The 19,919-nt window shown below is 57.6% G+C and carries 18 protein-coding genes; 4 read left to right on the top strand and 14 right to left on the bottom strand.

Going from position 1 to position 19,919, the window contains the following annotated elements; translation table 11 throughout:
- Window positions 1–488: 488 nt before the first annotated feature.
- The 6 genes from B0G81_RS39855 to B0G81_RS39830 all read right to left on the bottom strand — a co-directional run bounded on the left by B0G81_RS39855 (window position 489) and on the right by B0G81_RS39830 (window position 5,144).
- Window positions 489–725, bottom strand: a complete 237-nt coding sequence (locus tag B0G81_RS39855; protein ID WP_134143726.1) for a hypothetical protein — start codon at window positions 723–725, stop codon at window positions 489–491.
- A gap of 338 nt (window positions 726–1,063) precedes the next feature.
- Entirely contained in the window at window positions 1,064–1,363 is a 300-nt protein-coding gene (locus tag B0G81_RS39850; protein WP_134143725.1) for a putative quinol monooxygenase, read from the bottom strand.
- Between the two features lie 64 nt (window positions 1,364–1,427).
- On the bottom strand, window positions 1,428–2,066 hold the full coding sequence (locus B0G81_RS39845; RefSeq protein ID WP_134143724.1) for an RraA family protein: 639 nt from the start codon (window positions 2,064–2,066) through the stop codon (window positions 1,428–1,430).
- 163 nt (window positions 2,067–2,229) lie between these two features.
- Entirely contained in the window at window positions 2,230–3,243 is a 1,014-nt protein-coding gene (locus B0G81_RS39840; RefSeq protein ID WP_134143723.1) for a zinc-binding alcohol dehydrogenase family protein, read from the bottom strand.
- Between the two features lie 63 nt (window positions 3,244–3,306).
- Window positions 3,307–3,846 (bottom strand): flavin reductase family protein, encoded by a 540-nt coding sequence (locus tag B0G81_RS39835; protein ID WP_134143722.1) that lies wholly within the window; start codon window positions 3,844–3,846, stop codon window positions 3,307–3,309.
- Between the two features lie 83 nt (window positions 3,847–3,929).
- Entirely contained in the window at window positions 3,930–5,144 is a 1,215-nt protein-coding gene (locus B0G81_RS39830) for an acyl-CoA dehydrogenase family protein (protein ID WP_243856857.1), read from the bottom strand.
- A 141-nt stretch (window positions 5,145–5,285) separates the two neighbouring features.
- On the opposite strand from B0G81_RS39830, the gene B0G81_RS39825 reads away from it, so the two are divergent.
- Window positions 5,286–5,954, top strand: a complete 669-nt coding sequence (locus B0G81_RS39825; RefSeq protein WP_134143721.1) for a TetR family transcriptional regulator C-terminal domain-containing protein — start codon at window positions 5,286–5,288, stop codon at window positions 5,952–5,954.
- 60 nt (window positions 5,955–6,014) lie between these two features.
- Window positions 6,015–7,217, top strand: a complete 1,203-nt coding sequence (locus tag B0G81_RS39820) for an acyl-CoA dehydrogenase family protein (protein ID WP_134143720.1) — start codon at window positions 6,015–6,017, stop codon at window positions 7,215–7,217.
- Window positions 7,218–7,595: 378 nt separating this feature from the next.
- On the opposite strand, the gene B0G81_RS39815 is transcribed toward B0G81_RS39820, so the two are convergent.
- From B0G81_RS39815 to B0G81_RS39780, 8 genes are all read right to left on the bottom strand, one after another.
- Entirely contained in the window at window positions 7,596–7,868 is a 273-nt protein-coding gene (locus B0G81_RS39815) for a group II intron maturase-specific domain-containing protein (protein ID WP_243856856.1), read from the bottom strand.
- A gap of 760 nt (window positions 7,869–8,628) precedes the next feature.
- Window positions 8,629–9,822: an outer membrane protein transport protein gene (locus B0G81_RS39810; protein WP_243856855.1), complete on the bottom strand. Its 1,194-nt coding sequence runs from the start codon at window positions 9,820–9,822 to the stop codon at window positions 8,629–8,631.
- A 127-nt stretch (window positions 9,823–9,949) separates the two neighbouring features.
- Window positions 9,950–11,134, bottom strand: coding sequence for an acetyl-CoA C-acyltransferase (locus B0G81_RS39805; protein WP_134143718.1), 1,185 nt, complete (start codon window positions 11,132–11,134; stop codon window positions 9,950–9,952).
- A 15-nt stretch (window positions 11,135–11,149) separates the two neighbouring features.
- Window positions 11,150–12,073: an SDR family NAD(P)-dependent oxidoreductase gene (locus tag B0G81_RS39800; RefSeq protein WP_134143717.1), complete on the bottom strand. Its 924-nt coding sequence runs from the start codon at window positions 12,071–12,073 to the stop codon at window positions 11,150–11,152.
- The gene (locus tag B0G81_RS39795) at window positions 12,070–12,561 is read right to left on the bottom strand and encodes a MaoC family dehydratase (protein ID WP_134143716.1); all 492 of its coding nucleotides are present in this window, start codon (window positions 12,559–12,561) and stop codon (window positions 12,070–12,072) included. The genes B0G81_RS39800 and B0G81_RS39795 overlap by 4 nt, the downstream gene beginning before the upstream one ends.
- Before the next feature lie 16 nt (window positions 12,562–12,577).
- The gene (locus tag B0G81_RS39790; protein WP_134143715.1) at window positions 12,578–13,354 is read right to left on the bottom strand and encodes an SDR family oxidoreductase; all 777 of its coding nucleotides are present in this window, start codon (window positions 13,352–13,354) and stop codon (window positions 12,578–12,580) included.
- A 115-nt stretch (window positions 13,355–13,469) separates the two neighbouring features.
- A complete protein-coding gene (locus tag B0G81_RS39785) occupies window positions 13,470–15,101 on the bottom strand; it encodes an AMP-binding protein (RefSeq protein ID WP_134143714.1) in 1,632 nt (543 codons plus the stop codon).
- 236 nt (window positions 15,102–15,337) lie between these two features.
- Window positions 15,338–16,306 carry a polysaccharide deacetylase family protein gene (locus B0G81_RS39780; protein WP_134143713.1) on the bottom strand — a complete coding sequence of 323 codons (969 nt, stop codon included), beginning with the start codon at window positions 16,304–16,306 and terminating at the stop codon, window positions 15,338–15,340.
- A gap of 182 nt (window positions 16,307–16,488) precedes the next feature.
- On the opposite strand from B0G81_RS39780, the gene B0G81_RS39775 reads away from it, so the two are divergent.
- Together B0G81_RS39775 and B0G81_RS39770 are read left to right on the top strand one after the other, a co-directional pair.
- Window positions 16,489–17,469 (top strand): helix-turn-helix domain-containing protein, encoded by a 981-nt coding sequence (locus B0G81_RS39775; RefSeq protein ID WP_166679187.1) that lies wholly within the window; start codon window positions 16,489–16,491, stop codon window positions 17,467–17,469.
- 1,372 nt (window positions 17,470–18,841) lie between these two features.
- Window positions 18,842–19,918 (top strand): substrate-binding domain-containing protein, encoded by a 1,077-nt coding sequence (locus B0G81_RS39770; protein ID WP_134143711.1) that lies wholly within the window; start codon window positions 18,842–18,844, stop codon window positions 19,916–19,918.
- Window position 19,919: the final 1 nt, after the last annotated feature.

Raw genomic sequence — 19,919 nt, 5'->3', positions numbered from 1 at the left:
AGAGAGCCTCTGTGAGAGACTAGATAGCGTTGCCGTCGAAGCGAGATAGACTTCAGTAAGTTTAAAAACGCCTCGTAGTTAGGCTGCATTATCTGCACCCGTCCTCACAAAGAGAGACGCTACCGGTGAGGCTCACGTTAGCTGACGCACTTGAGCACCCAATAGTAAAACTTGCTCGAACAAAATACGGTAACGCAACGCCTTTTTAATGTTTTATCCCGAAGCAGGCTTCAGCGGCTTCCGCAGGCAACAGCCCCACATGGAAATAGGCTTGAAGACGCCTCACGGTCGCGGCGTCGGGGTGGTAGGGCGATCGCACAAAGTTCCTTGCAACGGCTGCGTCATACCAAGCACATGTCCACGCGTCCAGATCGCGTTCGTACTCGTACGGTAGTTGGTTTGATTCGTTAAACACAGCGAACCCCCTCTCGGTTATAGACGCGACCAGCTTTCAGTCGCATGCGCACATATCCCAAGCGCATCGCACATCAAAAAACACTCATCGCCTGACGTTCGGCATCAGGCGGAAACACCTCCCAAGTACCGTCGCCTTGACGAAATAAATAGATTGCAAACATGTCAGCCGATTGCAATGCTTCGACGCAGACATAGCGCCTCGCATTTGAGCCTACGCGATTTCCTCGTATCACCCGGACCGACACCGAAGGAGCCATCAAAAGCCACTTCTCCACCATGGATCGCAAGGATCTTTCAGCCTTTTCCATTTGCTTCTCCTTCAAACTCGGCTCTACTTGAGGTTCGGCCGCCATTCCCTTTTCCACTTCTCAGGTAATACCCAACGAGTACTGTCCCTTCGGACAACCCGTAAAGAGCTATCGCGACAACATGTCCATGGTCAATGGGGCGTAGATTCTTTTGTATGCGAACAATTGCCTACGACACGAGGATATCGTCGATCCTCAGGAATTCCACCCTAGCTCGATTGACGAAGTCTGAGTAGATACAGATTGGCCTTATGCATATTTTCTTTTCTACATTCCGCAGTGTCCACGTGGCTAAAACCTTCGCGTCGGCCGCATGAAACTCGCCGTGAACAGTTACTTCATGCCACACCGCCGTCCAACTTGCGCAGCGGAATCACCTCGGCGCTTTCGACGAGATGAGGTACTTTGGCCAGGATCGCAGCAATATGCGGGGCGGCAGCGTGTTTGTCGAGATGCTCGCGACTTTCCCACTCTTCAGTCCAGACAAAGCGTCGTGGCTGATCTAGGTCGCAGTTGAGCTGATAGCTGATGCAACCTTCTTCCTTGAGAGTGGTGGCGATTACACCCCTAAAGAGAGTTTCCAACTTTGCCTCTTCGCCGGGCTTGGCGAGAAAGATTGCAACCACTGGCACTGTCATCGAAGACTCCATAGACTCTGTTAGTTGATATACGCCGCGAATTCGGGTCGATTTCGCCGGCTTGTCAGGATCTGGCATAAATGCCGTCATAGCGTCCTTCGCGGATCGTCCTTATCATCTCTTCTTCACGCGCAATTTGAGTCTGTACAGCGTCTAGAAGGTTTGCGGCTACCGCGGCTGGAAATGACACTATGCCGTCTTCGTCACCGACCACGAAGTCGCCGGGGGAAATTACACAGCCTCCAACCGATACCGGCACGTTGAGCTCGCCGGGGCCATTCTTGTACGGGCCGCGATGGCTGACTGCACGCGCGTAGCAGGGAAAGTCGGATGCGGCAAATGCCGCGACATCGCGGATCGCACCGTCGATCACGTAACCCTCTGCTTTTCGCCACTCGGCAATCGTCTTCATGATTTCGCCGACCAGTGCACGGGTCTCATCACCCCCGCCATCTACTACGATGACATCACCCGGCCCGACCAGTTCAAGAGCCCGGTGAATCGCAAGATTGTCGCCAGGGCGCGTGCGAACGGTAAAAGCTGTGCCAACAAGCTTCGCGCCACGATGATAGGGACGCAACCCCACCGATCCGGGGAGCCGGGCGAGGTTGTCGGAGATCACAGCAGTTGGTGCATTACGAAATCCCTCGATCAGATGCGCCGGCAGCTTTGGTATGGATTCCATAGCAATAGTGATAGTCATGAAAAAATCCTTCAGGTTTGCTAGTGCGCTATGCGCCTGTGTGATGCGGAGGGAAGTAGGCGTTTGGCAGGCCAGCGTCCGATATCTGAAAGACCTTCAGTTGAGGCGCGGGAAGCAATGAAACTGCCAACGAGCGGGGGCTTCACGCACCGCGCCCGAATGCTTACCAGCCTTCCAGCACGATTTTGCCGCGTGATTTGCCGCTTTCCAGCAGGGCATGCGCACGCTTGAGGTTTGCGGCGTTGATGGTGCCGAAGCTCTGGTCAAGCGTGGTGCGCAGGACACCCTTGTCGATGAGATCGGAGACATCGTTAAGCAGATGGTTCTGCGCAATCATGTCCGGCGTCTGGAACGTGGAGCGCGTGAACATCAGCTCCCAGTGAATCGAAACGGCCTTGGCCTTGAACACGGCAACGTTGAATTCCGCCGGATCGTCAATCAGGGCGAAACGGCCCTGAGGCGCGATGATGTCCGCCACGTCCTTGTAGTGCTGGTCGGTCGCCGTGAGGCTCGCGACAAGGCCAACCGGATCCAGCTTGAGCGCTGCGATCTGCTCCTTGAGCGGCTTCGCGTGATCGATCACGGCATGGGCGCCCAGATCGAGACACCATTGCTGCGACTCCGGCCGCGTGGCCGTCGCCACCACGGTCAGCCCGGTGAGCCGGCGCGCGAGCTGGATCAGGATTGAACCGACGCCTCCTGCCCCACCAATCACGAGGAGTGTGCGGGGGTCGTGCTGCTTGCCTGGTAGCGCCCCCAACCGGTCGAACAGCAGCTCCCAGGCAGTGATCGAGGTCAAGGGCAGCGCCGCGGCCTGTGCAAAGGACAGTGTCCTGGGCTTTTTGCCGACGATCCGCTCGTCGACGAGGTGGAACTCGGAATTCGTTCCCTGACGCTGGTTTGAGCCAGCGTAGAAGACCTCATCGCCCGGCCGGAACAGGGTGACATCGGGACCCACCGCGTCAACGACGCCGGCGGCGTCAAATCCGAGAATCTTGTATTCGCCTTGCGGCGGTTCGGTGCGCTTGCGAACCTTCGTGTCCACGGGATTGACCGAGATCGCCTTGACGGCGACCCTGATGTCGCCGCCCGTCGGCTCGGGTTTGCTGATCTCGAAATCGACGAGCGATTCCGCCGCGTCAATGGGCAACGACTTCTGGTATCCAACAGCTTTCATGCCTTGATCTCCATTCGAGCGGCGATTGCCGCCATTTTCTGTTCTGGGATGCATGTTCCAGGATCACGCTGCGCCGCCAAGGGGCGACAGCGTGCCGTAGGAGCGCGAGCAGTAGACAAGAGGATGCTCTGCGCCCGATACGATCTCGTCCACGCGTCCGATCAGCAACACGTGCGAGGCGATGGACCGGGCTTCGACGAGCTCGCAGTCGAACGCTGCCACCGCACCTTCGAGGTAACGTTGCGTCTCACCCGGTGCGCGGATCCAGCGGGCTTCGGCCAGATCGTAAGGCCGGCCCGTGCGCGGGCGTCCCGAGAAACGTTCGGAATGCTCGACCTGTTCGGCCGACAGCACGTTAATCACAAAGCGCCGATGCTCCGAGACCGCCCTGTAAAGAGGACTGCTTGCCTTCACGGCAACCAGCACCATCGGCGGATCCGCAGACACGGAGATGAACGTCCCGACCGTCAGCGCAATACGCTCGTCGGGCGCGCCCGCCACAACGACCGCGACGCTGAGCGGCACCCGGCTCATTGCCGACAGGAACTGGTGGCGCAGGACGGTAGCATCGCTGGTCGCAGGCGACGATGCATCAGATGCCATGGCAGGATGCCTCCTTTTGAATAGTTTATGGATGGGTACCGTCTACGCGGCACCACATGTGGAGCTCTCAGGTTCCTGCGCGCTCAGAGCGTCGGGTTGTCCAGTGACAGACCGAGCGCGGTGCGCCCGTAGGAAATTGCGCTAACGTCCCAGTTCTGCGTGATGTGCCGATTGGCCGCGCTCATGTCGCAGAAGTAACGCGAGAGCGGATTACGCTCATAGATCGCCCCACCGCCAGCGGCATCCCAGACTACGTTCACGGCACGGGTCGCAAGCTGCCCGGCGAACGTTGCTTCGGCGCGGCAACGCGCACGCTCCTCGTCACTCGGAAGACGGCCAGACTCGAGGATCTCCGTCATCTGATCGCATGCGCCGTAGATGAGCAGGCGGGCTGCCTCGATGCAGGAAAGCGCCTCGGCGATCTTCACCTGCTGGGTTGGGAAGTCGCTCACCGCCTTGCCCGAGGCGCGCGAGATCCTGCTGCGTGCCTGCTCGAGATACGTATTTACGGCACCCTCGGCGATGCCAAGAGCCGTGCCGCCGATGTAAACACCAAACATGCAGTAAAGCGGCGCGCGCATGTTGATCGGTTCGCCGGGATAGAGCGCTTCGCGTTCACGCATCGTGTCCACCGTCGTGGTCCGATGCTCCGGGATGAACACTTCGTCGAGCACAACGTCGTGGCTTGCCGAGCCCTTCAGTCCGATCGAGTACCACGTATCGAGAATCCGGTAATCACTTTTGGGGACGAGGAAGTGCCGGTCTTCTTCCTCGCCGTCCGGTCCAGGCGTAAAAGCGGTGAAAATCGCCCACTCGGCCAAGCTCACGCCGCTCACAAAAGGCCAGCGGCCCGAGAGCACATAGCCGCCCTCCACACGGCGCGCACGACCCAGGTTCGGGATAAGAATCCCGGAGAGCAACGCGGCCGGATTGTCTCTCCAGACATCCTCCTGCGCCTGGACAGGCCAGCGACACATCATGGAATTGTGAGAGATGTTCTGCACGATGGCCCAGGCGGAGGAGCCGCAGGCCTGCCCCAGCGGGCGCATGACATCGACCGCAGCCCGGAACGGCGCGTCGGCGCCACCGAAACGTGCCGGCTGGAACAGCCGGTGGATACCGGTGCGCTTGACGTCCAGCCGGGTGGCTTCCGGCGGCTGACGCAGCGCCTGGGTTTCCTCAGCCCGCTCCTTCAGGGCGGGGGCGAGCGCGCGGGCGCGCTCGATGAGTTCGTCCGCGGTCCCGGCGCGCTCGATCACGGGCGTTTCGTCGGGGCTGAATGCGGTTTGCGTGTTCAAGGTAATCTCCGTTGGGTCCGTTTTTATAGAACATACGTTGTATAAAAAACAAATGCAAGCACTTCGCTTTGGGGGTCTACCCTGCCCGAAAGCCCTAATTGCCCCGCCACATCAATGCTGGTAAGTTAGAATGGCTGTTCGATGCTGCGCGAAAGGGGCGAAAAAATGCCGAAACTGGGAATGGAAGCAATCCGCCGTCGGCAGGTGATGGATGCGGTGATCCACATCCTGTCGACCAATGGCTGGCGCGACCTCACGATCCGCGAGGTCAGCGACGTCGCGGGCATTTCGTCTGGCGTGATCACCCATTACTTCAGTAACAAGCGCGCGCTCACGCTTGACGCGATCAACGATGCCACGCTGCAGTTTGTCAAGGCACTCGGCAAATTCGAGAACCGGCGCGGCGACGCCCCGACCCGTCTGGTCGCCCTCGTGGATTTCGTGAGCCAGCCCTCGCCCGCCGGCATTCCGGAATGGCGGTTCTGGCTAAGCCTGTTCGGGCGCATGCCGTTTGACGGAGTGCTGCAGGCAGAGGTGCAGAAGGTTCACCGGCTTTACGCGGAGATCATCACAAGATTGATCGAGGCTGGCGTTGAAGAGGGCAGTTTCCACCCCAGCCGCAAACCGGCGGACATCGCCTTCAAATTTATTGGCACGGCCTTCGGGCTGTGTCTGCCCATGGTGGCCGACCCGCAGGACATGCCACCCGACCGCTGTCGTCGCCTGCTGCTCGATCTTCTGAGCCAGGATCTCGGCGTGACCCTGGGCGATATACCGTCTGCAAGAGCCTTAACGAATGCCGTAAATTGATCGGGTGATGCGGACATCGTCCTTGCTCGGCATGGTTCGCCACCTTCAGGGAGCTTATAGTTGACCGTCATCTATCCCGATGATTTCAGGGGTGCACGCGTGGAAAGCCGGACCCTGATTACCGCTTCGCGCAACCTCATTCCAACCCTGAGAGAACGGGAGGAGGAGGCAGAGCGTCATCGCCGCCTGCCGGAAGCCACCAGCCTCGATCTGCGGCGTACGGGCGTGGCGCGGCTGCTGCAGCCCGAATCGTTCGGCGGCGCAGAGGGCTCGCTAGAGCACCTCGTGGATGTCTTGGTCCCAATTGCGAGCGGCTGCCCTTCCACGGCTTGGTGTCTGGCCCAGTACCTGTTCCACAACTACATGATCGCCCACTGGCCGGTGGAGGCCCAAAGAGAAGTCTGGAGCGATCCTACCCACCTCGTCAGCGGGATTCTGGTGCCCCGTCTCGGCACGGCCCGGCAGGTCGACGGCGGCTACGAACTCTCGGGCCAATGGCCGTTTGTAAGCGGCGTGCAGGCGTCCGACTGGTGCATCCTTGCCGGCATGGTGGAGCAGGATTCCGCCCCGGACGAGGAGCGCTACTTCCTGGTTCCCACCGCGTCGCTGACGATCCTCGACACCTGGAATCCAATCGGACTGCACGGCTCGGGCAGCCACGACGTCACAGTCGACAGGATATTCGTCCCCGAGTATCTCACCTTGTCAATCCGGCACATGAAGGGTGGCGACTTCCCGGGTAAATCCCTCAATCGCAGCGCACTCTTCCGCCCGCCACTGCTCATGATCAGCGGCATCCTGCCCGCCGCGTGCCTGATCGGCATGACGGAAGGGATGTTCGAGCAATTCCTGCTGCAGTCGCGCGGCCGCAAGGCCCTCAGGACCAGCGAAGACACCGCGAACTACCCGACCCACCAGATGCGCGTCGGCGAAGTATCGGCATCACTGCAGGCGGCCGAAATGCTCATTCGCGCAGACTGCCGGGAGATCATGGAGTTCGCCGCGGCTGACAGCACGTATTCGCCCATGGAGCGGTCAAACTACCGTTCCAATTCGGCGTTCGCAGGGCAGCTCGCCCGGCAGGCGGCCGAGATCGTATGGGACCTGATTGGCGCCCGCGGCGCCTACGCGACCAACTGCATCGCGAGGTATTATCGGGATATCGCGGTGGCATCGCGCCACACCGCGATCAACTGGGAGGTCAATGCGACTGAGCACGGTCGCGCCCGCCTCCGCCTGCCGCTCACAAACCCGTCGCTATAGAAGCGCTGCCATGGACGACTTCGCGGAGACCGACCGGATGAGAGGCCGGTCGTAACAAGCCTGTTCCTTCTCAAATGGGCCTGCGCCGCTACCTGCTATCCATGCGAGAGGGGCTGCGACGACAAAGCACCTCCCTATCATCAAAGGGCGTGGCACTCCGGCTCACTGACAATTCCGCCAGCGCGCATCGCTAGGATCCCACTCGACTGCATCACTTTTCGAAACTGACCAACTCGATTCGTCTATGTAAGCCCGAGCTTACGAGTGCTCCGCACAAAACCGTGCTGCACGCACGCTCACAGGTGAGTAGACCCGGGGAGTTGCGCCCCGAGTCTCTCGCAGAACCGAACGTGAGTCTCTCGACTCGTTCGGCTCCCGTCATCCAACCGCTAACCCGACGACACGCCAGTGGACAAACAACCGGGGGTGGACGCGCTTCATCTTACGTAGCCATTCCGCACTACGTCGCTTGCGCTGCCGCAACCCCTTGTACTTTCGCCGAGCCCACCGCATAAGCCGTAGGTCGATGTAGCCGAAGAGGCTGTGCATCGCCGTCCGATAGAACGCCCCATAGTAGTTCCACCACCCTTGTATCGTCGTGTTGCATTGCTGCGCAAGTTCATCCAGCGTCGCCGGTGTTCGTCGTTGCATACGCCAACTTCGCACAACCTGTCTCATCCGCTTTAAGGCATCACTGCTCACCGCCGGCAGAAAGCTAGTAAATCCGGTCGCTCACTACCACGCCTTTTTGACGCAGCAGCACCGGGCGGTTTGAAGCCTGCTCCTGAAAGTCGACTTCGGGAGGACTGCTCCCATCTGCAGTACAGCACCGCAGGCTCTCGCCTGCGTTCGTCACACTAAGCTTGCTCCTCTTAAGGCCGTACGTGGCATTTTTATGGATACATTGTTCTACATACGCATGTGGGAACCATAGCCTGAACAGCAGCCCGGAGAGCTCAGATGATATGGGCATTCCGCTGCGCAGCAACTGTCCGCAAGCTCGGACGGCACAATCGAACCCGCACAGGCTCATCCTCGTAAACCGCGCACAATATACGGCGAACCTCCTTTGACGCAGTGCACAACACTGGATCTTGCGGTCGCTCAGTGCAGGCCTTGCATAACACGATTGGATACGTGGTTGAATGAAACACTGGAGTAGCTACCGTCGTATAGCGTCAATCGCATGCATGACCAGTTTCGGCGAGCGCCCCAGCGCCGAGCTATACCACCTCTATTTGCCCATCGGAGAGATGCTCTACGACTCCGACGCATTCTCGCGGTCCGACAACGGCTGCACATCGGCATGACTTTCAGTATGCCGCGATATTGGGTCGGAGTACGTCTTCCCCGTGAGGCAGCACGGTTCGCATTTTGATTGGCGCACCGCACGAGCTAGCGGCCCGGAGCGCTAGAACCTGTGTGTATACCCGGCCGTATAGACCTGATATGTCGCGCGAATGTTCGTTCCCAGGCTCGGCCCCGTTCCGACGATCGTCGTCGGAATGTCATACTCGAAGGCAGCTGTAATGAGGTTGTTTTTGTCTATCGCGTAGGTAGCGCCAACTGTGACTGCGCGAGGGCTGATGCCCGGCCCGTACATGTTCGCCACCGTATGGTTGGAATCGACGTTGTTATTGGCGAAACTGTAGCCGGCACGGAGGGTCCATTTCCCATTGACATCGTACGAGATCCCGACCCGCCCAACGTTCTGATTGCGGTACCCCCACGTTGTCGATGTGTTGTAGCCGGCTGCGCCGGACCATTCAATGCGCAGATAATCCAACGCAATGGTCAACCCAGGCAACGGCCGCATTGCGACACCCACACCGTACCTAGACGGGCTGTCTGTACGCCCACCACTCGGCGAGAGTACATCGTCTTTATATCCGGGAAGCGCCGTAAACCATGTCTTCGTGAAATACGATACCCCAATCGACACCATACTGGTCGGCGTCCAGAGCACGCCCATCCCCGCACCGATACCAGCCGCATATTCATTGCCGTGGCTCGGTACCGGTTCGAGCGCGCCATCTCGCCCCGGCGCGACCAGTCCGTTCAGACGAAATTGCTCAACGCCGAACACAAGCGACGCGCCGATAGATAGGCTGGGCAGGGGCTTATAGGTGATCGTCGGACTTGTATTAACAACGATCAGGCTAGCCTTGCCATCACCTGCCCCCGAAACGGGAAGCACTGGGCGTCCATAGTTCGATGCTGCACCCGCACCGGTGATAGCCACCCCGAATGTCCACTGTGGCGCAACCTGATAGTTCAGCCCGAATCCCGGAGACACAATGACTCTGCTGGAAAAGAGGTGATTACTGGTAGAACCAAATGTGGAATCGGCGGTAAGCGGCAGTACTGCCCCGTAAAAATCAACGCGTGACCCCAATTCTGCGAGCCCCGCCGGGTTGTCGACAGCCGAAGCCACATCTTGCGGAAGCGCAATCGCCGCTCCGCCCATGCCGGACGAAATTGCTCCGTTACCGGTGAAATAAATACCATCGGTTGCGAAGGCATTCGAGGTCGAAATTGCAAGAGCAATACCGGACAGCGCAAAAAAGGTATGTTGCCGTTTAATGCTATTCATCTTTATATTCATGTCTCCATCCATTCATTCATTTAGTTTTACTAAATTAATATTCGAACCGTCTTTTATCCTTCCAAGTCTCATTTGGTACTAACGGGAGAAGGTCTTCTTGGCAGAATCACCTCTCCCTGCAACTCCGTCAGGCGACCTCGAAGAGACTCGCCGCGCCCATTCCACCACCGACGCACATTGACACGACGACATACTTAACGCCCCGTCGCTTTCCCTCCAGCAACGCATGGCCTGTAAGGCGGGAGCCAGTCATACCGTACGGATGTCCGATAGAGATGCCGCCGCCATTCACGTTATAAATCTCAGGGTCGATCCCAAGCTTGTCCCGGCAGTAGAGCACTTGACAAGCGAACGCCTCGTTCAGCTCCCAAAGGCCGATGTCGTCGATCTTCAGGCCATGCTGCTTGAGGAGTTTTGGGATTACATAGATTGGCCCAATCCCCATTTCTTCAGGCGGACAGCCCACGACCGCTGTGCCACGATAGACTCCCAATGGACTGAGGCCCCGGCGCTCTGCGAACCGAGCGTCTGCAAGCACACATGCAGATGCTCCATCAGACAGCTGACTAGCATTGCCGCCAGTAACGCAGCCGCCTTCCACCACGGGCTTCAGCGTCGCGAGGCCTTCGAATGTCGTGTCCGGCCTGTTACCTTCGTCTTTGTCCTGAAGCACATCACGAAAGCTAATTTCGCCCGAATCTCTATCCTGCACCTTCATCCGGGCATGCATCGGCACGATCTCCGCGGAGAGCCGGCCACCCTGCTGCGCGGCGGCAGTACGTCGCTGAGATTCAAGAGAGTACCGGTCCTGGTCCTCTCGAGAAATTCCGTACTTCTTGGCCACAAACTCGGCAGTCTGCAACATCGGCATGCACGCGTGCTCGACCATTTCTACGACTCGCGGATCGATAGTCTTCGCGCCCCACGCAGCGTATTCGTTCTGTACCGCAGAGATGTTTTCCTGGCCGCCCGCGATACACGCTTCCACACCGTCTACGACGATTTGTTTGGCTGCGGACGCCACGGCCATCAGACCGGACGCACATTGACGATCCAACGTCTGCCCAGGCACAGTGACCGGTAGCCCCGCCGCAAACACTGCATGACGCGCGAGATTGCCACCGGCAGTTCCCGCCGACAGCACGGTACCGACTACGACGTCCTCGAACGCATCGGGTTCAATGCCTGAACGCTCTATCGCGTGGCGGACGGCGTGCGCCATCAGCGTCGGCGATTTGGTGTCGTTGAATACGCCACGAAATGCTCGGCCAATCGGGGTGCGGGCGGTGGAGACGATAACGGCTTCACGCATAGAATTGGCTCCTGTTCATTGATCGAAGGCAGTTGAGGTGGCCGCGGTTGCTTTGTCGACGAAACGCAACGTCTGGTGCGTTGCACTTTCCAACACGGTCAGTCTCTCTGGGTTCGATATCTCAGCAAAACGAGCTGCGATAACCTCCGGAGTGCGTTCGCTCTCTGGCAAATAGACCCCTTCAGTCTCGTAGACAAGGTTGCGCGTAAAGACACCACAACCAGCACCGAGGATTACCTTCGATGGCGCATCGTCGCTGACAAGGAAGAGAACACCGGGCGTAACAGACTCCGGCGTCATCAATTTCATTGCGTGTTCGGGGATCAATCCGGCCGTCATGCGCGTTGCTGCGGTTGGAGCCAGCACATTTACACGGATATCGTACTTCTCACCTTCCATGTGCAGCACGTTCATCAGACCGACCATAGCGGCCTTGGCTGTTCCGTAGTTAGACTGTCCAAAGTTTCCATAGATACCGGATGCCGATGATGTTAGGACAATGCGGCCGTGCTTCTGCTCACGCATCAGATCCCAGACCGCCTTTGTGCAATTGACTGTCCCTCGCACATGTACGTCCATCACGGCCCAAAAATCGTCCAGCGACAACTTGGAAAAAGTCGCATCTCGTAGAATGCCCGCATTGTTGACCAGAATGTCCACACGGCCCCAAGCACTCTTTGCCGCGGCTATCATGGTCTGAACCTCTTCGAACCTTGCGACATCGGCTCCATTCGCCATCGCCTCACCACCAGCAGCTCGAATTTCTCGGACGACCGCATCGGCCGCAAATGCACTCGTATCACTCCCGTCACGCCCGCCTCCGAGATCGTTCACGAGGACCTTGGCACCACGAGCTGCCAAACCAAGGGCGTGCGCTCGACCAAGGCCATTGCCTGCACCGGTGACGATAGCTACCCGACCCTCGAACTGCTTGCTCATGCTCGGTTCTCCTCTTCCGTGGCATTGTCTACCAGGCATATACCAATCCATTCAGCGACCAACGCCGGCTTTGATTCGCCTTCAATCTCGACCGTGACAGTGAAGATCAACTGGTAGCGACCAGCCGACGGCACGCTGAACTCCGAGATCACGAACTTCGCTCGGACGCGCTTGCCGTTTCGCACTGGCGATGGGAATCGAATCTTGTTGTAGCCGTAGTTGACCGTGACGCCAACGTCCGACGGGATTGGCACTGATTTCTCGATCAATCCAGGCAGTAACGACAGGATCAGGAGCCCGTGCGCCACAGTGCCTCCGAACGGACTATCCTTCGCCTTCTCCTGGTCGATGTGGATGAATTGTCGATCGCCGGTCACTTCGGCAAACGCATCAATACGCGCTTGGTCGATCAGTTCCCATTCCGAAGGCTCAAGTTCTTTCCCAACCATTGCCCGGAGCTCATCCGGACTAACTCGTAGTGCTGTCATGAACCAACTCCTTTATTCATCGCGTGGTAGAGAAGCCGCCATCAAGGGGAATGACAGCGCCGGTGATATACGCAGACGCTGCAGACGCCAGGAAAATCGCTGTTCCGGCTGCGTCCGACGCTTGCCCCGTACGTCCTCGCGGAATCGCTTTAACAATCGCGTCACCAAACTCCTTGAGCACCTGCGCAGTCATCTTCGTTTCAAAAGGTCCCGGCGCGATGACGTTAACATTAATGTTCGCCGGTCCCAAATGCTTTGCGAGGTGACGAGTCAAATGATGGAGAGCGGCCTTGCTAGCGGAGTAGGAGAAGTTCTCCATCTCAGGGCTTGTCAGGCCATCGACGGAACCAATGTTGATGACCCGGGCGGGATCTACTTCAGTTCCTGCAGCCCGCAACGCCGGCGCCAGTTGCTGGGTGAGGAAGAAAACCGAGCGCACGTTCAGATCCATGATCTTGTCCCAGCCGCTTTCCGGAAAATCGTCGAACGGTGCTCCCCAAGTAGCGCCGGCGTTGTTCACCAAGATGTGAATCTTGGGTTCGCGTTTCAGCATTTCAGCAGCAAATCCACCGGCAGCATCTTGCGCAGACAAGTCGGCAGCGATGGCGATAGCTTCTCCGTGCTTTTTGAGTTCGCGCTCCGCATCAGCGCATGCATCAGCCTTGCGCGAGACGATATAAGTCTTCACGCCTGCTTTGGCCAGGCCTTCAGCAATCATGTAGCCGATACCGCGGGTGCCACCTGTGACGATAGCGACTTTGCCGCTAACGTCGAAGAGTTGACAATTGGACATACCAATTCCTTGTGACTCAATTAGTTGATAATGTGAATGCATGACACGGCGAGATAGACTGAGGTGCCGCATGCTAGCGGCTGTCGCGCATCGGCCCCAAAGAGGCTTCTGCTAATCAGGAGACGTCTCGCATTTCGCGCCGCATAATCTTGCCGACGCTGGATTTCGGCAGGGCGTCAACAAAGCCGATGACTTTTGGAACCTTATATCCCGCCATGCCAGCGCGACAGTGGGCAATCAACGCAGCCTCGTCTATCTCGACAGTCGGCGCCTTGACCACGAACAGCTTGACCGCCTCGCCTGTTTTCTCGTCGGGAATGCCGACGCAGGCACATTCGGCCACGCCCGGAAAGGAGGTAGCAACGGCCTCGACTTCGTTTGGGTAGACCTTAAAACCGGAGACGACGACCATATCTTTTTTTCTGTCGACGATTTTCAGGAATCCTTTGCTGTCGAATACCCCGACGTCTCCAGTACGAAAGTAGCCGTCGTGTGTGAAAGACTTCGCGTTTGCCTCGGGATTTTCCCAGTAACCCTCCATGACTTGCGGTCCCTTGACGCAAATTTCACCCGCTTCGCCGATATTCACTTCATTGTCGTCGTCGTCCAGCAATTTTATGTCAGTTGATGGCAACGGTAGCCCAGCGGTGCAGTTGAACTCGACGATATAGTCAGGGTTAAACGAGACAATCGGCGACTCGGATAGGCCGTAACCCTGGCGGATAAAACTGCTTGCCACCTGCTTCCAGCGTGCCGAAGTGGTGGCGAGCACGGCCGCGCCGCCGCCAGCGGATAAGCGCAAGCGCGACCAATCAACATCAGTCGTCCGCGGATGTGCCGCCAAGCCAGCGTAGAGGGTGTTGACGCCGATGAAGACAGTTGGTCGCGCAGCTTCCAGCACGTCGATCAGTGCTCCGATGTCACGTGGATTAGTTACCAGCCAATTCTCGGCTCCAATCGAGAAATAGCTGAGGAAGTTCACCATCAAAGCTAATACGTGATAGAGCGGTATCGCAGTAACTATCACTTCCTCTCCGACACGCAGGACGTTTGGCGAAAACGCCTTGAATTGCTCGATGTTGGCAATCAGGTTGCGATGCGACAAGACCGCGCCCTTGGATAGCCCCGTCGTGCCTCCGGTGTACTGTAGGAAGAGCACATCGTCGCCAGAGATAGAGACCGGAGTCATTTGCAGGTTGCCACCAGCTTCCAGCGCATCGGGCAGCGTGATCGAGCCGCGCAACGATGCATCGACAGCGGGCCCGGGAATCGCGACCTTTCCACAATCACCAAGCCCCACAGTAATGACAGTAGTGACGCTGGTTTTTCCGATGACTTCGGCAAGCGTCGACGTAGAGCCATTGCAAACGACAATCACACGCGCGCCGGCATCGTTGAGCTGATGCTCGAGCTCACGCGCGGTGTACTGAGGGTTGACGTTAACCTGGATAGCACCGACCTTCGTGATGCCAACGAACGTAACCGGGAACGACAGGACGTTGGGCAACATTACAGCCACACGGTCGCCCTTCCTGACGCCAACCACATTTTGAAGGTAGGCCGCAAAATCGGTCGACTGGAGATCCACATCAGCGTAAGTCAGCGTCTGTCCGTTGGCCTGAAACGCCGGCTTGTCGGCAAACTGACCCATCGCTCCTTCCAGCAACTCATTCACCGATTTGTAACGATCGGGGTCAATTTCCGCAGGAACGGATCCGTAGGACGTAGTCCAGTGTCTGTTGTTCATTGGCTTTTCATCGTAAGTGCATCCACCGGACCGGCGGCGGGTCAACCGCCAACCGCCTCGGCTCGAGGAGTGATCAAATTCTATGTATGGGCAGCATGGGCAGTTCGCTTACCCCAACCATCGGGTCAATTGATTCCCCAAAGAGACTGTGCAAGGAACCCTCAAGCAACGACAGCACAACTGGTTACCGCGACGTGCGAATACTGGCGAGAAACACGCGTCCTATGCGTTGGTTATTAAGCCCACGCCCACTCATATTTTCCGCCCGCGCGCTCACAGAGCCCGCGAAGCAAATTCTCATACAGTGCGATGCTATCCATGCCTTCCCGAGGCGATGCTTGAAGGACGGCGTGAAGCATCGAGGGGGTCATCTTGTCGATCGATATTCCTTGCCCAAGACAAAATCGTTGAAGTTGATTTACGAATTTCGGGCTTACCTGAGGCATCGCTCGATGGGCTACGTCTTTCATCGCGTGATCGAGACTGACAAATCGAACGCCCAGCCGCTTAAACGCCGTGAGAATATCGTCAAGAGTATCCATGGCGATGGGTGTCCCATGAATGAGCCAGATGTGAGGAATATCACGACCAAACACCAAGCGTGCCGCCTTAGCAGCTTCGCGCAACTGAGCGACGGCCGCCTCGACGTAGCTTTGCCTGAGCATGGTCAGTGATTCCTTGTCACCATTCAAGTGAGATCGGGTATGTGGAACGATCCAGGCGAAATCGTTAAACCACGCGGAAATTGGCGCGTTGGTATAGCCCTTCTTTGCCAGGAAGTCTTCGACCTCACCGCGCTTTGCCGTGCTATCGCCGCTCATGTCCATTGCGTAGCGAAAGTAGCGACCCGGAGCTCGCTCAATCAGCTCGCCGATGACGTCCTCTGAGCGCTCGATGTCCTCGCAGTAGTTTTTTGCCGACACCCAATTCAGGCAGGCGTGGCAATGAGTGTGGTTCCCAAGATGATGTCCACTATCAACCCAGTGCCGCAGAATTTCCTTCAATCCTGAGTCATTATCCAGCGGCGACGTGTGAGCGAACCCGTAAACTCCATTAATCTGATGTTTGGCGAGCGTTTCAATCACCGACGTCACAACCTTTTCACGTGTGTAGCCCTCAGGCATGGGCGCGTCATCCCATAGCAACAGTTCGTCTACTGTGATAGCAACTTCCAACGGCAGTGCTTCTTCAACAGAAGTGACCATGGCTAAATGTCTCCCTCTTTTTGATATATATCTAACCGCATCATATTCGTCGGCTTGCTCAGGTGTTTTCGCAAAAGCGAACTACCTGCTTTCTGCAAGCGAACTTCAGCCGCTTGTCTTGAATGCGCATTGGATGTATGTTCTGGAACCGGCCGACGATCAAACGGCCATTGGGTGGAACGATGAATTCCCTAACAAATGCCTCCAATGCTGATGTGCCCCGGATGCTTTCGGTCTCCACGAGCGAGTTGGATCCGAGATTGCAACTCGATGCATGGGAAGATGCAGTGGTTCAACTGCACGGGAGTCTCCGGTTTGAACGGAAGAATGGGCTCGGCTATCTAGGCCGACTTCGCGCGCGACAAGACGCAAACTTTCAGTTCGTCGAGTTTGAGGGAAATGCGGCATCGAGTACAAGGACCGCTGGACATGCAGCGTCTGACGCCATTCACCGGTTCGAAATTATGGTCGGCGTCGGCGGGGAGTGTCTGGTGCAGCATTGCGGAAATCGAGCGCTGTTAACGCCTGGACGCATTTTGCTGGTCGACATGTCAAAGCCTCACGACATGACTTATGGTGAAGGGGTATCCATTGCATTGATTGCTTGCAATCGGGCATTGCTCGAAGGGCGCCTTCCCGATGTTTCGAGTGCTTGCGGGCTTCTGCTGCCAGTTGAGAACGCTATCGCCTCGGTGCTCCATGCGTATGTCATGGGCGTGAGTCAGGGCGTCGAGCGGTTGCAGGACCACCAATTCCGCTACACGATGACGCAGATGCTAGATCTGGTAACGCTGATGCTGGACGGTCAAACCGATCTACGCGGACAGGCAAACGTCACTCAACTCGCCTTGTTGCGTCGCCTGAAGCAGCACATACATCAGCATTTGCTGGATGACACTTTGTCGATCGAAGACATTGCGCGTGCCAACAGCATCTCCTCACGTTACATGCAGAAGTTGTTTCGACTTGAAGGTACCAGTCCAAGCGACTACCTTCTCGAAGCAAGGCTCATGCGAGCAAGGGCTCTACTCAAGGAGAGTCCCAAAAGACAGTCCGTCGCGAGCGTGGCCTATGCATCTGGCTTCTCAAATGCTAGCCATTTCAGCACGGCATATAAGCGTAGATTCGGGTACTCACCGCGAGACGAATTGCTTCAACCGTGAGCACCGTCCATGACCCGCTATCCGGCAGCGGCCCTCGCCGGCACGTGACCACGCGCGGATCTGCTCTGTAATCCGATTCAGCGTCGATGGCCGCCCCGCGTTTGAGCTTGAACTGCGGCAATCTCGGCCGTAAGGCGCTAACTACCTCCTGCCTTTCTTTGCATAGCACCGACGACGAACTGGCCTCGGAAGACGGAACAGATGCCTCGTCTTGGCTGGACAGACGGGTTTAAAGGCTCATCGGTCCATCACCGCATCTCAAGTGTTATCCGAAACCGAAGCATCAATAGTTTTAAAGTCGCCAAAAACTGCCCCCTGAAACTGTAGCCTCCTGCGCTCCGACCCGTATCCCGGCAATGCTTCGCGCCGACCGAGGATCACCCTCGCCCTCGTGAGTTCCATCGAATTCGTTAAGCCAATTGAGCACGTCGCGCACCCGGTCGGGCTGAGTGCCCTTGCAGCTGATGACACCGACTGCGCGCTACTCAGCACAGAGAGCACCATTCTGTCGATCTCCAGCGAATCATGGCTTAGGCTTGGGATCGTGACGCTAGGTGCAGTTGCGACGATATCTACTGCGGTCGGCCAGCGGCTTGATTCGCAACAACTCGATTACAGCCGCCCGAGTGCTGCGCTATCGACATCGCCACAATAAATCGCCGGATATTTGAGCGTGCGGTCATGAAAGGCATATGTAGTCGCGGGCAGCTTGGCCGAACAGCCGGCCCCTGATCAAGGCTTCCCTTCGACTGTCCAAGCGCTGTTCGCAGCGACCGAAGCGCCGTAGGTGTAGGTCGGAAACCGACTGACAAAGTGAATATCTTCGTCGCCCACCTTCCCCCCGCATACCGCCATTTTACGCAACATCTGTTTCATATACGAAAATGTTTTGCAAGTTCCGGCGGACCTTGACCAAGTCATTGTAGCGTGAAAAACGCTATCAGAAAGCCAGATGATGGCTCTCCGGGGCAGCCCTCATTGACATATTGTTATGGATGCGTTGTTCTATATACCTATGCCAAACCCATAATTTCACAAGCGAATGAGAGCGGTCCGGGCGCGCAAAATCGCACCACAGGACTGTTATTCGGCCAATAAGGCAGCTTGAACAAGGAGGTTTGCTCGTTTGCGCGCGAGCCACTCTCTTACAAAGCTATCGCAACCTCCTCGATTGACCGCGCGGTTTGGGTGCAGCGCATCACGATAAACGCAGCGAGCGACCAGTACTCCTGCTTGACAGTTTTTTTTAGATAGGTTGTTCTATATACCGTAGCAGCACTGGCAGTCTGATCGGGAATGTTCATCGGGGGCTACCACCATTTTGTGGCCGGCCGCCTTCAACAGCTCACTATTTCTCCCCCGGAGGGGACCCATGCGCGATTTGCTTTCTCTTACCCAGCAGCTTGTGGACGGCCGTGTCTCCCGTCGCGGCTTCATGAAGACGGCTGCCGCCTACGGCGCCGCGGCCGCGACCCTTGGCGCGGGCGGCTATGCACGTGCCGCGGGCAACGGCGCGCTGATCGGGTTCAGCTTTCCCAGCTTCGATGCCTTCCGCTGGCCTCATGACCGCCACTACTTCGAGAAGCGCGCCGACGAGCTCGGGCTGCGCTACATCATCCAGGGCGCCAATGAGGACGTCGCGACCCAGGACTCCCAGGTCGACGCCATGCTCTCCCAGGGCATCAAGGCGCTCGTGATCATTCCGGTGAACGTCGACGCCGGCAAGCAGATCGTCGAGCGTGTGAAGCGTGAAGCAAAGATCCCCATCATTTCGTATAACTATGTTATCCCCTCCACTGCTGTGGACTACTGGGCAGGACGTGACAACTATTTCGTCGGCGAACTGCAGGCCAAACAGGCCCTGAAGGAAGCGAAGAAAGGCAATTGGGTCATCGTCAGCGGACCGGAGGGCATCGATGTGGCACGCCAGAAGACGGAAGGCGCACTCAGGGTGCTCAAGCCATATATCGACTCTGGCGAGATCAAGATCGTGTCGCATCAATGGCACGATGCGTGGAGCCCGGAGGGCGCGCTCAAGCAGGTTGAGGATGCGCTGACGAGCCACAACAACAACATCCAGGCCGTGATCTCCAACGAGGATGGCATGGCGCTCGGCGCGCTGCGGGCACTGGCCGAGCAGAAGCTGGCCGGAAAGGTATGGCTTTGCGGAGAGGACTGCTGGCCCGAGGTGGCCAAGGAGATCGTGGCCGGGCGCGTCAACATGAGTGCGTGGACCGACCTCATCCAGATGGGCCGGGTCGCCGCTGATGCGGCCTTCGCGCTCACCCACGGGCAGGTACCGCAGAGCAACGACAGCATCACGGTGGCCGGCAAGAAGATCCCCGGAATGCGAATCGGGTCACTCGGCGTGAACAAGGCAACGTTGCCGGACTTCCTCAAGCACACCGACTGGCTGAAGCCGGCAGATATCGGTCTGAAGCAGAGCTGAG

It is taken from the genome of Paraburkholderia sp. BL6665CI2N2 (genome assembly GCF_004366535.1).
In the GTDB taxonomy this organism is placed as follows: Bacteria; Pseudomonadota; Gammaproteobacteria; order Burkholderiales; family Burkholderiaceae; genus Paraburkholderia.
Note: the sequence above shows the minus strand (reverse complement) of the source record. Positions and strands in the feature narration are given on the sequence as shown.

Coding starts and splice junctions, on each gene's coding strand:
- B0G81_RS39845 (WP_134143724.1), bottom strand. CDS start 2,066: ATGACTATCACTATTGCTATGGAATCCATACCAAAGCTGCCGGCGCAT.
- B0G81_RS39800 (WP_134143717.1), bottom strand. CDS start 12,073: ATGAGCAAGCAGTTCGAGGGTCGGGTAGCTATCGTCACCGGTGCAGGC.
- B0G81_RS39835 (WP_134143722.1), bottom strand. CDS start 3,846: ATGGCATCTGATGCATCGTCGCCTGCGACCAGCGATGCTACCGTCCTG.
- B0G81_RS39850 (WP_134143725.1), bottom strand. CDS start 1,363: ATGACAGTGCCAGTGGTTGCAATCTTTCTCGCCAAGCCCGGCGAAGAG.
- B0G81_RS39855 (WP_134143726.1), bottom strand. CDS start 725: ATGGAAAAGGCTGAAAGATCCTTGCGATCCATGGTGGAGAAGTGGCTT.
- B0G81_RS39810 (WP_243856855.1), bottom strand. CDS start 9,822: ATGAATATAAAGATGAATAGCATTAAACGGCAACATACCTTTTTTGCG.
- B0G81_RS39785 (WP_134143714.1), bottom strand. CDS start 15,101: ATGAACAACAGACACTGGACTACGTCCTACGGATCCGTTCCTGCGGAA.
- B0G81_RS39770 (WP_134143711.1), top strand. CDS start 18,842: ATGCGCGATTTGCTTTCTCTTACCCAGCAGCTTGTGGACGGCCGTGTC.
- B0G81_RS39775 (WP_166679187.1), top strand. CDS start 16,489: ATGAATTCCCTAACAAATGCCTCCAATGCTGATGTGCCCCGGATGCTT.
- B0G81_RS39780 (WP_134143713.1), bottom strand. CDS start 16,306: ATGGTCACTTCTGTTGAAGAAGCACTGCCGTTGGAAGTTGCTATCACA.
- B0G81_RS39825 (WP_134143721.1), top strand. CDS start 5,286: ATGCTGCGCGAAAGGGGCGAAAAAATGCCGAAACTGGGAATGGAAGCA.
- B0G81_RS39815 (WP_243856856.1), bottom strand. CDS start 7,868: ATGCAACGACGAACACCGGCGACGCTGGATGAACTTGCGCAGCAATGC.
- B0G81_RS39840 (WP_134143723.1), bottom strand. CDS start 3,243: ATGAAAGCTGTTGGATACCAGAAGTCGTTGCCCATTGACGCGGCGGAA.
- B0G81_RS39805 (WP_134143718.1), bottom strand. CDS start 11,134: ATGCGTGAAGCCGTTATCGTCTCCACCGCCCGCACCCCGATTGGCCGA.
- B0G81_RS39790 (WP_134143715.1), bottom strand. CDS start 13,354: ATGTCCAATTGTCAACTCTTCGACGTTAGCGGCAAAGTCGCTATCGTC.
- B0G81_RS39795 (WP_134143716.1), bottom strand. CDS start 12,561: ATGACAGCACTACGAGTTAGTCCGGATGAGCTCCGGGCAATGGTTGGG.